The sequence below is a fragment of the Rhizobium sp. FY34 genome, from assembly GCF_005222845.1.
GTDB lineage: Bacteria > Pseudomonadota > Alphaproteobacteria > Rhizobiales > Rhizobiaceae > Neorhizobium.
The window spans coordinates 36,082-49,074 of sequence record NZ_STFZ01000015.1; the positions used below are offsets into that span (position 1 = coordinate 36,082).

10 protein-coding genes are annotated in these 12,993 nt (G+C 56.2%); 4 read left to right on the forward strand and 6 right to left on the reverse strand.

Going from position 1 to position 12,993, the window contains the following annotated elements:
• The coding region (locus E8M77_RS13405) for a tripartite tricarboxylate transporter permease (RefSeq protein ID WP_170975870.1) at positions 1–667 on the forward strand (667 nt) is incomplete at its 5' end.
• A gap of 1,118 nt (positions 668–1,785) precedes the next feature.
• On the opposite strand, the gene E8M77_RS13410 is transcribed toward E8M77_RS13405, so the two are convergent.
• The 5 genes from E8M77_RS13410 to E8M77_RS13430 all read right to left on the reverse strand — a co-directional run bounded on the left by E8M77_RS13410 (position 1,786) and on the right by E8M77_RS13430 (position 6,820).
• Positions 1,786–2,604, reverse strand: a complete 819-nt coding sequence (locus E8M77_RS13410; protein WP_137131153.1) for an SDR family oxidoreductase — start codon at positions 2,602–2,604, stop codon at positions 1,786–1,788.
• 159 nt (positions 2,605–2,763) lie between these two features.
• Positions 2,764–2,979: a hypothetical protein gene (locus E8M77_RS13415; protein WP_137131154.1), complete on the reverse strand. Its 216-nt coding sequence runs from the start codon at positions 2,977–2,979 to the stop codon at positions 2,764–2,766.
• Between the two features lie 67 nt (positions 2,980–3,046).
• Positions 3,047–4,441 carry an MATE family efflux transporter gene (locus E8M77_RS13420; RefSeq protein ID WP_137131155.1) on the reverse strand — a complete coding sequence of 465 codons (1,395 nt, stop codon included), beginning with the start codon at positions 4,439–4,441 and terminating at the stop codon, positions 3,047–3,049.
• A 473-nt stretch (positions 4,442–4,914) separates the two neighbouring features.
• A complete protein-coding gene (gene fabF, locus E8M77_RS13425) occupies positions 4,915–6,192 on the reverse strand; it encodes a beta-ketoacyl-ACP synthase II (RefSeq protein WP_137131156.1) in 1,278 nt (425 codons plus the stop codon).
• 43 nt (positions 6,193–6,235) lie between these two features.
• Positions 6,236–6,820, reverse strand: a complete 585-nt coding sequence (locus E8M77_RS13430; protein WP_137131165.1) for a TetR/AcrR family transcriptional regulator — start codon at positions 6,818–6,820, stop codon at positions 6,236–6,238.
• A gap of 97 nt (positions 6,821–6,917) precedes the next feature.
• Here E8M77_RS13430 and E8M77_RS13435 point away from each other — a divergent pair, with 97 nt between their 5' ends.
• The 3 genes from E8M77_RS13435 to E8M77_RS13445 all read left to right on the forward strand — a co-directional run bounded on the left by E8M77_RS13435 (position 6,918) and on the right by E8M77_RS13445 (position 11,902).
• Positions 6,918–8,024, forward strand: a complete 1,107-nt coding sequence (locus E8M77_RS13435; RefSeq protein WP_137131157.1) for an efflux RND transporter periplasmic adaptor subunit — start codon at positions 6,918–6,920, stop codon at positions 8,022–8,024.
• Positions 8,024–11,140: an efflux RND transporter permease subunit gene (locus E8M77_RS13440; RefSeq protein WP_137131158.1), complete on the forward strand. Its 3,117-nt coding sequence runs from the start codon at positions 8,024–8,026 to the stop codon at positions 11,138–11,140. Before E8M77_RS13435 ends, E8M77_RS13440 begins: the two co-directional genes overlap by 1 nt.
• Positions 11,141–11,314: 174 nt before the next feature.
• Positions 11,315–11,902, forward strand: coding sequence for a glutathione S-transferase family protein (locus E8M77_RS13445; protein WP_137131159.1), 588 nt, complete (start codon positions 11,315–11,317; stop codon positions 11,900–11,902).
• Here the strand turns inward: E8M77_RS13445 and E8M77_RS24230 are convergent.
• Positions 11,874–12,734: a sensor histidine kinase gene (locus E8M77_RS24230; RefSeq protein WP_246659251.1), complete on the reverse strand. Its 861-nt coding sequence runs from the start codon at positions 12,732–12,734 to the stop codon at positions 11,874–11,876. The genes E8M77_RS13445 and E8M77_RS24230 overlap by 29 nt on opposite strands.
• Between the last annotated feature and the right edge of the window lie 259 nt (positions 12,735–12,993).

Sequence of the window (12,993 nt, forward strand, 5' to 3'; positions counted from 1 at the left end):
GGCTTACAACGACGCGAAACGGACTTCCAAACATCCCGAGATGTTCGGCAAAGGCAATCCGGAAGGTGTCGCCGCTTCGGAATGCGGCAATGGCGCCGACAATGCGGCATCGCTGATCCCGGCCCTGACCTTGGGCATTCCAGGCTCCGGCGTGGCCCCTGTCATTCTTGGCGGGCTTCTGGTGCACGGCCTGCGACCCGGCCCGCAACTGTTCAGCGAATCCCCGGACATCGTTTATGGTTTCATGCTGCAGATGCTTTTATCGGCGTTTCTGCTTGCCATTGTCGGCGGCCTGACGGCCACCCGCGTGTTCGGCCAGGCGCTGCGTCTTCCGCGCGTGGTTCTTGCACCCATCATCATGTTGTTCGTGACAATTGGTGTCTATGCGGTGAATAACTCCATGTTCGACCTCTATATGCTGCTCGCCATTGGACTGGTCGCCTATCTCCTCGACAAACTGCACTTTCCCAGCGCTCCGATCATCCTTGGCGTCATCCTCGGGCCAATCGCAGAAAGTCAGCTTGCACTTGCGATGACAATCTCGGGCGGCAATGCATCCGCTTTGGTTGCGTCGCCGATGTCTATGGCCATGGTCGCCCTTACGCTGTTTATCCTGGCAGCCCCCGTCTGGGCCATGTGGAAAGATCGGCGCCGCGCCGCGATCTGAGCATAGGAAGGGCAAGGCGATGCTTGCCCTTCCGATTTTCTAAAGCCTGAAATTGAATTCCCAAATCTTATGGGATCATGCGAGCGAGCGGCTGGATCAGCACGATACAGAAGAACGATGACACCGAACGGCTTCGTTGATCAACTACTTCGCTATCGTGCTGCGCGACAGCCGGGTGCGCCGGCTGATCTCGCGGATCGACTGCTGCTCGCGCAATGCCCCCGACGGATGATGTTTAACAGTGGTCCCATGTGAAACACTCCGTTGCCCCGTCGCTCACCGCGTTCGGAGGAGGAAGGTCCAAATGGCTCATTCTCAATGGAAATTATGCGCCTAACCAGCTCAGTTCTGTGTGGATACCAATAAATCAAAGAGGCTAAGGTTATCGAAAAGTTACAAATCTAGTACGCTGAACGATGGTTCGATCCCTCTCAAGGCGGCCGGCTGGCGAAAAAGCACGATACTCGGTAAAGTGGCGGGCCCTGCCACTGGGAATGTGAAAAACTACCAAATTGAGCCAAATTTCGATCCCATACATTGCCCCGAAGTTTACACCGACACGGTACAGTCGCGCAGGTCTCGATCATGTCGTCGTGACGCCGGGTTGCGCTTGGTATTGAGAAAGCCGCTCTCGATTGCCTCAACTGCATCTGCGACCGTGGCCAGTATTCTCGGAAATATCCCGTCTCTGGTCCACAAGATAAGTCCTTCGACCCGGCCGCGTCGTGTCGCTCTCGCAAAGATGGAGATTTCTGGCTGGATTCCATCCAAGTGTATTTCCGAGAACACTTCGGTCGGTAAGGACGACCATTGGTTAAATGCGAGGCCACACGCCGACGCGGCCTGGGCCTCAGACCAAAACGGAGCGGGAGTGAGAGTTCCATCTGCAAGAAAAAGCGCAATCACATGCCGATTGCCTTTGCGCAGCCGCAGTATCAATTGAGGGCGTAACGGGATCATCAGAGTTCCAGGGGCTTCAGTTTCGACGTGGACGGGCATTTACGAAGGACACAATATTCCCGCCGATGCAGGACTGGACGCCCTGAACAAGGGCGCCAACCTTTGCAGAAGGTCGACAATCGCTGCTTCTGCTGTCGACATGGTTCGGGACCGGTTCTTTAGGGTGCCATGACTTTTTTCATGGAGGCCCGCTGCATCGAACGCGGCGTGAAGCGATTGGAAAACGCCACAACATTGTTCATGAACCCTGCGATGACGCTCGCTTTCCCCTTCGAGAGTGCTCGAAGCCCGGCTTCGGCGACCGGGCGCGGTTTCATTGTCAGCCGGCGCAGCATGGGAGAGATGTAGGCGCCAGCTGTTGCATCGAAACCTGTTTCCGTGTGTCCTGGGCAAAGAGTGGTGACGACGACACCCCGCGGACGCAATTCGTCGTGCAACGCTTCTCCGAAAGACAATACGTATGATTTCGTTGCCGCGTAAGCGGCATAGGTCGGAACAGGCTGGAACGATAAGAGACTGGCTATGAGGAGTATTTCTCCCGATCCCCTGGCCGCCATGTCTCTCCCGAACAGGTAGCTGAGTTCGGTGACCGCGGTAATGTTGAGCTGTATCATATCCATCGTGCGTTCAAGCGGCGTTTCCAGAAATTCACCGTGCAGGCCGTATCCGGCGTTGTTCACGAGCATGTCTATCTGCAACGCCTGCTCGTCCAGTCTGTTTTTCAAGTTGGCGGCAGCGCCAGGCGCAGCGAGATCGATCGGCTCGACGTGGATATCGACGCCATATTTGCGGCGAAGAACCGCAGCGAGTTTTTCCATCGGCTCCTGTCGACGGGCCGCGAGGACGAGGTTTACCTTCTGCGCCGCCAGTAACTCGGCAAATTCTATTCCCATGCCGCTTGATGCGCCCGTGATCAGCGCCCGTTTCCCCGAAGAGATAGCGCCTTTTGCTGCGTTCATGTCACCGATATCTAGCATCTGTTTTCCTTTCAATTGGCTGGATGGTGTACGCGCGATTGCCTTCAATCTTCTGCGCGATACGTTTGGGCATGCTGTTGAGTGAATTCGAAAACGGTAGGCGGTGGCCGTTTTCATCACTCACTGTTGGGTGAAGCCCTGCGTGCTGAACTCATTGTGTCAACGTAACATGACATTCAGAATCCGATCGATCAGCTTCCCGAATGGTGGATGGAAAAGTTTGACGGCGTTCCACCGGTGCTGTGCGTAGATACCTTTGGCATGCGAGAGACGCTTGACGCCTTCGATACCGTGATACGCACCGATCCCGCTCGCCCCAACGCCACCAAACGGCAGATCATCCTGCGCCACGTGCATTATAGTGCTGTTTATCATCACGTTGCCGGAAGTTTTGCCCGCCAGCGTCTTGCACTGATCATCGCCACCGGATCAGCAAGAAACATCAGCTTCGAGCTCTCGAAAAAAATCGCCTTGGAAGGACTGCGGAAGCTGTCAGCACGCCGTAAATGACCGAGCCCACTGCGACGATCTGAAACAGCGTGCCAATGTCTGCACCGTAGAACATGACCGCCGACCATCCGATAAAGGCGGCGACAATCATTCTTACAGTCCCGGCAAGGACTGGCAAAAGAACACGCCTGGTGCCCTGGCTTGCGAAATAGAGAGCCAGGCCGAGCCCGACCGCTCCATAGGCCGGAGCCACCATCTGCAAGTAAAGGGCCCCCATTTTTTGGACCGCTGAATCGGTCGTGAACAGCGCCATCCAGATGTTTGGGAAGAATGCGGCGGCAGTGCCGATCGCCTGTGTGACGACAAATGCCACGCCCGCACCTATCCAGGCGATCCTGCGCGCCCGGTCGAACTGGTTGGCTCCCATATTGATGCCGACCATGGTGACGATGGCAGTCCCGAGCCCAAAAATGATCGGGATCTGAAGGTAGTCAAGGCGCGAAGCGATACCAAATCCCGCTATTGCGTCTGTTCCGAAGTGACCGACCGCAGCCGTGACGAGTGTTACGGTAAGATTGACCTGGACAGTACCGATTGCAGAGGGCAGGCCAACACCGAGTATGTCCTTGAAGAGCCGTCGTTCGAGCGGAACAATGTTAAGCTTCAACGGCGAACGGGCTGAACGTAGGTAAAACGCAAGCACGATAGCTGCGACGAGATAGTAGGCGACCACGGCAACACCACCGCCGGCAACACCCAGCGGGGGAATGGGACCCCAGCCAAAAATCAAAGGTGGCGAAAGGGCCAACATAATTATCGCGCCCCCCACGATCACGATGGCGGGCACTTTTACATTCCCGGCGCCGCGTAGCGCCGCAGACAGCAAGGCGGTGATCCAGATAGGGACAGAGCCTGCAAACGCGATTCCCGAATACGTCAGCGCTGCCGAAAGGACAGAACCGGTTGCGCCCATGGCGCGGTAGAGGAGTGGCTCGAGCAAGATAGCTGCGATGGAAAACACCAGCCCGAATGCAGTTGCAAGGACGACAGAGTGCCAGACAAGCGCATCGGCATCGGAACGGCGGTTTGCACCAATGGATCGCGCAATTGCCGACGACACGCCTCCGCCGATTCCACCGTTGGACATCATCTGCATCAGCATGAGTATAGGGAAGACAAGAGTTACGCCTGCCAATGCTTCCGTGCCGAGGAAGCTGATAAAATAGGTTTCAGCAACACCTACAGCCGTCTGAACGACCAGAACGATGACAGTCGGAAGTGCTAACCGCAGCAGAGTTGGCGCAATCGGTCCATCGAGTATTCCAAGTTTCGGTCGCTCCATCTCGTTCAAAGTAGCCTTGTCTTTTCGGGGGGTGGCCAGATCCATCGTCGGTCCTTGAATCGCAGAGTTATGTCAGCGCTACAGTCGGTGGCCAGACAATTTCTGGCGAAATAGATTTCTATAGAAATCTAAATAATCGATAGAGTTTGATTGCAATCATAAATGTGACCGAGCGGGATTTTCTGACGCGGAAAAAGCAGGAAAATGGAATTGAGGATGAGATTTAAGCGGTCATACTCGGGCTGAAATCCGCACGATACCGGCGACGACCGAACCAAGCTTGAAGGCTTTTCGATCCACGCCGGCAATCTGACCTTCGAGTGCTATACGCCTCTTGCAGTGACTAGTAGGCCTGAATCAGCCCCGCTGGCGTTTGGACGTCATGTCGCTCTTTGGGCGGATCGTACTGGCTCAGGCATGAGGCCAGCGACAGCATCGACAAAACGACTGCACCGATTTGAACGTACCGCATTTTCTACTCCTTTGTTGACAAGTAATATTGAGGATCATGCCGGGAACTACGACACATTGCCGGGCCAGCGTTTAAATACCGCACTGGCATTCACCCCGCCGAACCCGAAGCCATTGGTGATCGCGTAGTTCATAGGCATCGGCCGCGCGACCTTTGCGACGATGTCAATGCCGGCGCTTGCCGGGTCGGGTGCATTCAGGTTCAGTGTTGGCGGGGCAAGCTGATCGCGCAGAGCCATGATTGTAAAGATCGCTTCTAGTCCCCCCGCTGCACCAAGCAGGTGTCCCGTCGCTGATTTGGTCCCGCTTACAGCCACGTCCGATCCTCTACCGAACACAGACTTGATGGCTTCCATTTCTCCACGATCTCCGACTGGTGTCGAGGTCGCATGTGCGTTCAGATGCTGGATCTCTTGTGGGGAAATGCCAGCCTGTGCGATGGCAATTTGCATGGCTCTCGCCGCGCCAGATCCGTCTTCAGGACCGGAGGTAACGTGATGGGCGTCGGCTGTTGTGCCGTAGCCAACCAGCTCGGCCAGAGGCTCGGCACCGCGCGCTAGCGCATGGCTGAGGGATTCGATGACCAGAACGCCTGCGCCTTCGCCCATGACGAACCCGTTCCGAAGCATGTCGAACGGTCTTGATGCCAGTTCAGGTGTGTCGTTAAATCCAACGGACAGTGAACGGGCTGCTGCAAAACCGGCGAGGCTGACGATATTCATGCAGGCTTCTGTGCCTCCGCAGACGGCGATGTCGGCCTCGTTGGCCCGGATAAGCCTTGCGGCGTCGCCGATTGCCTGAACGCCAGCTGCACAGGCTGTCACAGGTGCCCCAAGAGGACCTTTCAATCCATGCCGGATCGAGACCTGACCTGCCGCCAGATTGACCAGAAACGACGGAATGGTGAAGGGCGACAAGCGCCGTGGTCCCTTTTGATCAACGGTCCGCACCGCTTCGGTAATGGCGGGAAAGCCGCCGATCCCGGACGCGATGATGGTTGCCGTCCGGAGGCGGTTTTCCTCCGAAATCGGCTTCCAGCGCGCCTGCGCAAGTGCTTCTTCAGCCGCCGCAAGGGCGAACAGAATGAAGCGATCGATCTTGCGTTGATCTTTAGGGGGCAGGACACGATCGGGATCAAAGCCCCCTTCTGCATCCTCGGCAATAGAAGGGACCACCCCACCAATTTTGGCGGGGAGGCTGCCAACAACCTCATCCGATAGACGGCGGATTCCGGATTTCCCGGCTTTGAGGCGGGTCCATGAACTGGAAACACTGGCACCGAGTGGGCTTACCGCACCCATGCCTGTCACAACGATACGACGCATGATCACTCCAAAATCTCAACTGCGGGATTGGAAAAATGGTGTTCTATTCCCCTTTGAGTTCGGCGAGGCGCTTTACCTCATTGGCCGCAACGGCAAGAAGCCGGTCAGACATATCGGCGTCAGTCATAATCCTCGACAGGGTGACCGCACCAACCATCAGCGACAGAATAACCATGGCCTTATCCTTGGCCTCGGGCTTTGCCTGATCCGGCAGCAATTCCGCCAGCACTTGCAGGTGGGCCCTGATTCCGTCCTGAAACGGTGTCCGAACCTCCGTGCTTTGTCGTGCAGCGTCCGAGCCAAGTGCAACGAGAGGGCATCCATCGCCCATTTCTCCGCGGTGGTCGGCTGACAGATACAAGTCGATGACCGCGCGGAGCGAATCCGGACTTGAGGCGGCAACTGATGACCATCGGCGCGTCGCACTCTCCATTGCGCGGCGCGAGGCAAGAGCTGCGAGATCGTCCTTGGATTTGAACTGCTTGTAGAAGCCGCCCTGTGTGAGGCCTGCTCCCTTCATCAGATCTTTCAAGCCGATCCCGTCAAAACCATTCTCTCGAAAGAGCCGGCTTGCGACATTGATCACTGCTTCACGATTGGCGTCCGCCTGCGCTCGACTGACCCTCATAATGGAACTCCTTTTAGATTTCAATTGACATCAATAGGTGATTTAGAGTTAGATGGCAATCTAATATCTCTCATCCGATCGTCAAGAAGTTTCGTCCATGAATAAAAAGTTTCTCCTTGTTCCGGCCGCGCTCCTCATCGGGGGCGCCGCCGCTGGAGCTTACGTGTTCTGGCCAACTGCACGGGTATCCGCCACCGCCGATCCTCGTACAATTGCGCCATACGTCAGTGTCACGCAGGCGCAAACGCCAGACTCGATATCGCGGAGTCTGACGGGAACGGTCGCGGCGAGGGTTCAAAGCGACCTTGGGTTTCGTGTCCCCGGCAAAATCATCGCGCGGTTCGTCAATGTCGGCGACGATGTGAAGGCGGGGCAGCCATTGATGCAGATCGACGAGACCGACCTGCGACTTGCTCTGACGGCTAAGCGCAATGCGGTCATCGCGGCGCAGGCGACTTTCGTTCAGGCACAGGCCGATGAAAAGCGCTTTGCCAATCTGGTTAAAACCAACGCCGCATCAACCCAGCAATATGAAAGATCCAAGGCCGCACTTGATACAGCAGCGGCTCAACTGTCTGCGGCCAAAGCTGACGCCAATGTGGCTGAGAATGAGGCGATGTACTCGCAACTGTTGGCAGATGTTGATGGAACCGTCGTGGAGATGCTGGGCGAGCCGGGGCAGGTTGTGACGGCTGGACAAACCGTTGTGAGGCTAGCGAAAGCAGGTGCTCGCGAGGCGCTAGTCTGGATGCCGGAGAATATCCGTCCGCAGGTCGGAGCTTCGGCTTACGCCTCCATTTACGGGCGAGACGGTGAGGCCAAAGCCGTTCTGCGGCAGATTTCTGCGTCTGCCGACGCAAGGACAAGAACCTATGAAGCGCGTTGGGTGCTTGAGGGAGCAGCGGCTGCCGCGCCTCTTGGCGCAACGGTGACAGTGAAGATACCCAATGAGGATGCCCAGTCTCACGCCGAGGTTCCCGTCGGTGCCATTATCGACGACGGTGCCCGCAGTAGCGTGTGGGTCATCGATAGCAAAGCATCAACGGTACATTTTCGTGAGATCAAGGTGGAACGTCTGGGCGAAGAAGAGGCCATCGTATCCGGTGTGAAGCCAGGCGAAGACATCATAGCCTTGGGAGCACACCTTTTGACGGATGGTGCAAGCGTCCGGACAACGGTCGAAAAAGCAGAGGCGGGCAAGTGATGAGCTTTAACCTATCTGCACTCGCCGTTCGCGAGCGGGCCGTTACCCTGTTCTTTATCGTCCTTCTGGCTGCTGCAGGCGTCTACGCCTTTTTAAGTCTCGGACGCGCAGAAGATCCATCCTTCACCATCAAGACGATAACCGTCACGGCTGCATGGCCGGGCGCGACGGCGCGCGAGATGCAGGAACTGGTTGCCGAACCGTTGGAAAAACGTATTCAGGAACTGACCTGGTATGACAGGGTGGAAACGACCACGCGTCCTGGCTACGCTTATCTGACGGTTACCCTCAAAGACAGCACACCGGCCAGCGCCGTCGAGGAGGAGTTCTATCAAGCCCGCAAAAAGCTGGGCGACGAAGCGAGAAACCTACCGCCGGGTGTCTTCGGCCCCTTCGTAAACGATGAATATTCTGACGTCAGCTTTGGCCTCTACGCGTTGAAAGCCAAAGGCATGCCGATGCGTGATCTCGTCCGCCAGGCTGAGACGATCCGGCAGGATCTCCTGCACGTGCCGGGCGTTAAAAAGATCAACATCCTGGGCGAGAGGCCCGAGCAGATTTTCGTCGAGTTTTCCTTCGAGAAGCTCGCGACACTTGGCATTTCTGCGCAGGATATTGCGTCTGCCCTCCAAAACCAGAATACGGTGACCCCCGCGGGTTCCATCGATACACGCGGACCCCAGGTGTTCATCCGGTTTAATGGTGCCTACAACAGCATCCAAGCCATCGGTGATACCCCGATCGTGGCCGGTGGTCGGACCTTGAAGCTTTCCGACATCGCGGCAATCAAACGTGGCTACGAAGACCCCGCGGCCTATGTCATCCGCCATAATGGCGAGCCCACAATCATGCTGGGTGCTGTCATGCAATCAGGCTGGAATGGCCTTGAACTTGGCAAAGCACTTGAAGAACGATCTGCAAAGATCAGCCAGTCTCTGCCTCTCGGTATGACGCTGGCGAAGGTCAGCGATCAGGCCGTCAATATTCAGGAAGCCGTTGGCGAATTCATGATGAAATTCGCAATGGCGCTCGGAGTCGTGCTGTTCGTCAGCCTGGTCGCTCTGGGATGGCGCGTTGGAATCGTCGTGGCACTTGCTGTGCCGCTGACGCTTGCTGTTGTCTTTCTCATCATGTTGGAGACGGGGCGCTTCTTCGACCGCATCACACTCGGAGCACTCATTCTCGCTCTCGGTCTTCTGGTCGACGACGCCATCATTGCCATTGAAGTGATGGTTGTGAAGATGGAAGAGGGCATGGACCGTATCAAAGCGGCCGCCTATGCCTGGAGCCATACGGCCGCCCCCATGCTGTCGGGCACACTCGTGACCATCATTGGATTGATGCCCGTTGGCTTTGCAAGATCAACGGCCGGCGAGTACGCAGGCAATATTTTCTGGGTCGTCGGCTTCGCTTTGATCGTATCCTGGATTATCGCCGTGGTGTTCACGCCCTATCTCGGGGTCAAGATGCTGCCTGACATCAAACCTGTCAGCGGTGGCCACGAAGCTATCTACGGCACCCCGAATTACCAACGCCTGCGCAATGTGATCAAGTTCGCTGTTCGTCACAAATTCATGACCTGTGCGGCAGTCGTGGTGATTATGGCCGTCTCCGTTGTCGGGATGGGGAGCGTAAAGCAGCAGTTCTTTCCTGCTTCGGATCGGCCGGAGGTCCTTGTCGAAGTCAGAATGCCGGAAGGCACCAGTATCGAAACAACGACAAGAACTGTCGAGAAGGTTGAAACCTGGCTCATGGCTCAGCCAGAGTCGAAAATTGTCACCAGTTACATAGGCCAGGGCGCGCCGCGCTTCTTCTTTGCCATGGCTCCGGAACTGCCTGACCCGGCATTCGCCAAGATTGTCACGCTGACGCCCAATGCAGAGGGACGTGAGGCACTGAAGCATCGCCTGCGAGATGCAATTGCAGACGGCCTGGCGCCTGAAGCATCGATCCGCGTCACACAGCTCGTATTCGGTCCTTATACGCCGTTCCCTGTCGAGTTCCGTATCATGGGTCCCGATCAAGAGAAGCTCTACGAAATCTCTGAACAAGTCCTCGCCATTATGAAAACTGTTCCGGATGTCCGTCAGGCCAACCGCGACTGGGGCAACCGCACGCCTGTCGTGCGTTTCATACCCGATCAGGAGCGCCTCAATCTCATTGGTCTATCACCGGCCGAGGCTGCGCAGCAGATGCAGCTGCTGCTGAGCGGTGTTCCTGTTACGCAGGTTCGAGAAAACATCCGCAACGTGCCAGTTGTGGCCCGCAGTGGCGGGGAAAACCGTCTCGACCCCTCAATGCTCTCGGACTTTTCGCTCATCAGTCGAGACGGACGAGCCATTCCGCTCGACCAGATAGGCCATTCAGAAATCAGGTTTGAAGAGCCGATCATGAAGCGCCGTGACCGTACACCGGTCATTACGGTTCGGTCTGACATCAGCGAGGCAACCCAGCCTCCTGAGGTTTCGCAAGCGGTCATGAAGGCGCTGCAGCCGCTCATCGCGTCACTTCCTCTGGGTTATCGGATCGAGATGGGCGGCAATATTGAGGAATCATTGAAGGCGAATGCTGCACTCGTCAAAATATTTCCATTGATGATCGCTGCCATGTTGATTGTCATCATCCTTCAGGTTCGAAGCCTGTCGACCATGACCATGGTTATGCTGACGGCGCCTTTAGGTCTTGCAGGCGCAGTGCCAGCATTGCTCCTGTTCAATCAACCGTTCGGCTTCAACGCTATTCTCGGACTGATTGGACTTGCCGGCATTCTGATGCGAAACACGCTCATCCTGACAGAGCAGATCAATGACAACAAACTAGCGGGTCTCGATGACTACCACGCCGTGATCGAGGCGACTGTTCAGCGAACGCGTCCGGTCATTTTGACGGCATTGGCAGCGGTTCTCGCCTTCATTCCTCTGACCCATTCTGTGTTCTGGGGATCGATGGCCTACACCCTGATCGGCGGCACAGCCGTTGGCACGGTGTTGATCCTGCTGTTCCTTCCAGCGCTTTATGTGGCCTGGTTCCGGATCAAGCCAACGGAGCAATCGCATGTGGAGAACCACCATGGCGTGGCCAAGTTGGAACCGGGTGTGCATCTCGCTGCGGAGTAGGTTGGAACAGACCCGGCAACAACCCTGATGTTTTGGCCCGGTTAGGATGAGCGCACCCGTCCGGAAGATCTCATGCAAACGAGGTCTTCCGGACGCATCGGGAGACGGTAGCCGATGCCGTCCGCGAAGCGGGGGCACATGAAATGTGCGATAAAGTAGAAAGAGTAAGCTCACATGTCTCCAATCGTATCCGTGTTCAAAAACCCTCCCGACGGCGGCAAAGGATACCACCGCGATTTTCGCGTGCGTTGGGCATTGGAAGAGGTAGGGCAACCATATCACCTCCGATTGTTGTCGTTCTCCGAAATGCGTCGAGATCTATACCGCCGTGAGCTTCATCCGTTCGGGCAGATGCCGACTTACAAAGATGGCGACCTGGTCCTCTTCGAATCAGGAGCGATCGTCCATCACATCGCGCACGAATATGCCGGTCTGCTACCAAGCGACCGTAACGCGAGGGCACGTGCGGTTATGTGGATGTTCGCGGCCTTGAATACTATCGAGCCTTGTATTTCATCCGGCAGCACCGGCTACCTTCCTCTTAGGCTGCACGAACTTGCCGATACGTTAGGTGATGCTGAGTGGCTGGACGGGGAGTTCACGGCCGGAGACTTGTTGATGGTAACTGTCCTACGGTCGTTGCGCGGGACGGATCTCCTAAAAGAAACGCCCATGATCCAACGTTACGTCGACCGCGGTGAGGCTCGCCCAGCATTTCAGCGGGCGCTGACGACTACTTCACCTCTAGCCCAATCAGCATGACTGCAGCCGGACGCCTTTCGGGAGGAGCCGAAGCGGATGTTGAACAGACAGTGATCTCCGGATCAGACAAGGCAACATGAAACAGTGGCAGAGTGGGGCGGAACACCCAAGTTGGCTGATCGGCCATGAGATCAAATCGGGTGGGATGCCGCGAACAAGGTGGAGCGGGAGTTGTATCCACATTCCAATCATTGAAACGACGTTGGAGCCAAGGCAAGGTTGCTGGCGTCAAGAGACCTGACGAAAGGGGATCATCATGAACGTAGCACGCTCTTTCAACAGCTGGCGCAAGTACCGTCAGGCCAGACCAATGAAATTGGAAAATCTTATCTCTCTCATCTACGGACCAACGGATAGAGATCTCACCAGCTGGCACTGAAAGCGCTCCATGCTTGACGGCGTTTGTCGCAAGTTCATGGATTGCCAATCCCAGGCACTCTGCCTGGGCGGCTTGCAGTCGAATCTCCGGGCCGGCAATGTCGATTTGGGCGATATCCTGCTTCACCACGAATGAAATTTGCGACCGAATGAGGTCGTCGATGGGGGCTGCCCGCCAATTCTCCTTCTCAAAAACCTCGTATGAGGTCGAAAGGGATTGCAGGCGCATTTGCAGCGCCTCCTGAAATTCGGGAACAGTTGAGGTATGCTTGGAAATCTGCCGGGAGATTGCCCCGATAATCGCGAACATGTTTCTGGCGCGATGAGTGACTTCTTTGACGAAAACCTCCGCGAGTTCCGCCCGTTCGCGAGGTGCGGCGTCAGTGATTGACAGAATGACAGCCCTCTCGGATGTCTCAAGCAAGATCGGATTTAACGCGATGTCGACCGACACCTCTGTACCATCCTTTTTACATGCGTCAGCCGACGCCCCTCCGCCATGGTGTCCGTCATCGAATGATTTGAGACAGACTGGCTTTGGAAGGATTGGAGTTTCTGGTCCGTCTGTTTGTTGATTTAAGCTGCTTGTTGCCGATGTTGCAATCGACGCTGCCTGATTGTGTCACGTTTGATCCTTTTTCGCTCCAGCAGGATGGTATGACCGCGTCCGAAGTAGACGTCGGCGGGTGTCAGATTTCCGATGCTTTCATGGT